The sequence below is a fragment of the Pontibacterium granulatum genome (assembly GCF_029961155.1).
Lineage (GTDB): Bacteria > Pseudomonadota > Gammaproteobacteria > Pseudomonadales > Balneatricaceae > Pontibacterium > Pontibacterium granulatum.
On sequence record NZ_JASBRH010000049.1, the window covers coordinates 1 to 2,482 of the forward strand.

The window sequence follows — 2,482 nt, forward strand, 5'->3', positions numbered from 1 at the left end:
TCCCTGACTCCCTGACTCCCTGACTCCCTGACTCCCTGACTCCCTGACTCCCTGACTCCCTGACTCCCTGACTCCCTGACTCCCTGACTCCCTGATTCCCTGATTCCCTGCTTTCCTTTCTGCCTCCTTGCATGGGCTCAATCGGTATTATTAATTGGTGGATATTTAAACTATCTGGAAGTTTTGTGCTTTATAACCGTTTAATAACAGACTTATATTAATTAAGTGCTTACTTTTTGAGTGGTTTAATTATTCGCTGTTTTGCACCGGAGTTGTGCATTGATATTTCTCTCTCTTAATCTTTGCTTCATTTTTTTGAAATATAAGAAGATTTTATAGTGAATAAATTCACCTTTAATTTTTTCACAACTTTTTTGTAATCTAGGAACTCTAACATCGCTGCCCATAAATTATCGATGTCATAGAAGTACTAAGCAGTTAATCAGTTTTTATGGTTCTGATTAGTATGTGCAGATCCGTGTGAGTTTTATGAAAAAGACCGTGTATTCTTTGTTGGTATCTTTGTGTGCTATTAGTACGCCGGTATTAGCAGACGTTACTGTTCAGCTTGAAGAGGGTATCTCTGTTCTTGCTATTAATGGCAAAGAGGTAATCGGAAAAAGCGTATTTTCTGGTGCCGATATGGTAAAGCTCAATGATGGCATTAATCAGCTGTTGGTTCAGTACACGGCAGAGATTAAAACTTCAGCGGATGAATATGAACTGGAAAGCACAGACCCATTTGTGCTGCTTTTGGACGCAGCGAACGAACAGCTGGTGTTGAAAGCGCCGGCGATTAAGTCCGAGAAAGATATTGCGCAGTTCAATAAGCAAGGTAGCTGGCGTCTCATTAACCGTGACGGCACTTTGGTCGCACTGAAGTCTGCGGTCCTGAAAAAGGAAGGATTTCAGCTGGCGCGAAACTACGAATATGAGTTGAGTGAGTTCAATATGAGCGGAGCGGAAGCTGCACTGCCTTATAAACAGGCGGTTTCTGATATGGCTGCTCCGGCCTCTGTGCCTGTTATTCATCAGGCTGACTTGAATAAGATATCTAATTCTAATCAAGCAAGCGAAGTAAATATGGCAGAGCAAATGCTTCGTTATTGGTATAACCAATCTGATGCGGAAACTCGTAAGCGCTTTAAAAAGTGGATTAATCAATAATAGAGGTTAAGCCTCTATTGTCTTTCGTTTTATATAAAACAGGATTTATTCGCCTCTTTTATTTTAAGGGGTGCAGGGACTGCTTTGCTTAAAATTTATCTGTAACTTACCTGTTCTTAAAATCTGGGGAGAAAAGGAAATGAAAAAGCTGATCTTGGCTGCTGCTGTAGCAGCTGTAGCTACTAGCTCTGTAAACGCTGCTACCATCTACGAAGGCAAAGGCCTGACTTACAAACTGAAAGGTGACTGGCAGGTTCAGCTGCGTGACAATGCTTCTAAAACTAAAGATGCAGAAGTTGAGTTCGACGACCTGGAGTTGAAAAACTCCGTAACCTACGATCTGGGTAACGGTCTGAAAGCTTTCGGCCAGCTGGACTTCGGTTTCAAGGATACCGCTGAAGATAAGCAGGACGGTAGCGATCTGGAAGAAGCTTACGTTGGCCTGGACTTCGGTGGTGTAGCTGTTTCTGTTGGTAAAACAGACAACGCTGCTGATGAGTTTGGCGTTGAAGGAGCTTACGAACACTACGAAGCTGAAGATGCGTTTGATGCGGCTGGCCGTACTGACGGTGATGACCTGGTTCGTCTGGACGTAGAAGGTGAAAACTTTACTATCGTTGCGTCTACTGAGCTGGAGGCTGAAGGCGAAGACAGTGCCGACACGTCTACTTTCGAAGTTTTCGGTGCGACTAAAGTAGGTGGCGTTGAGCTGGCTGCTGCATACCAGACTATCGACGGTGGTGCAGGTAGCGACGTTGACATTTGGGGCGTGAGCGCTGCCACTAAACTGGGTTCCGTAGCTCTGGCTGCTGATTACAGTACTCGCGACACGGGTTCTGTCGATCTGGATGTTTACAACGTTGTTGCTAAGTTCAAGGCTTCTAAAACGACTACCTTTGCACTGGGTGTAACAGAGGAAGAAAAGGACGCTTCTACCGACGTTACCCAGGTTTACGCTAACGTTACTTACAAGTTCCCAGCTCAGAAGAACGTAAGCGTATTCGCTGAGATCTCTGACATCGACGAAGATGGCAAGGATCTGGATATGGATATCCTGGCGGGTATGCGTATCAAGTTCTAATTCCTAGAACGATCCCAGAGTGTAGGAGCGGTCCCCCTTCAGCCGTGACATCACTCTGAATTAGGCCGGCCGTATGCCGGCCTTTTTTATGTGCTTAAATTGTAAGGTGTGCTTGATTATATAAGAGCGACTAGTAGGCTCCTGCTGTCCTGCTGTCCTGCTGTCCTGCTGTCCTGCTGTCCTGCTGTCCTGCTGTCCTGCTGTCCTGCTGTCCTGCTGTCCTGCTGTCCTGCT

At 45.4% G+C, this 2,482-nt stretch carries 2 protein-coding genes; both read left to right on the forward strand.

The features are described from left to right. The first annotated feature begins 489 nt into the window (after nt 1-489). The gene (locus QKW35_RS21125; protein ID WP_282356354.1) at nt 490-1,167 is read left to right on the forward strand and encodes a YccT family protein; all 678 of its coding nucleotides are present in this window, start codon (nt 490-492) and stop codon (nt 1,165-1,167) included. A gap of 139 nt (nt 1,168-1,306) precedes the next feature. After that, complete coding sequence (locus QKW35_RS21130) at nt 1,307-2,248, forward strand: porin (protein WP_282356355.1); 942 nt, start codon at nt 1,307-1,309, stop codon at nt 2,246-2,248. Nucleotides 2,249-2,482 lie beyond the last annotated feature (234 nt).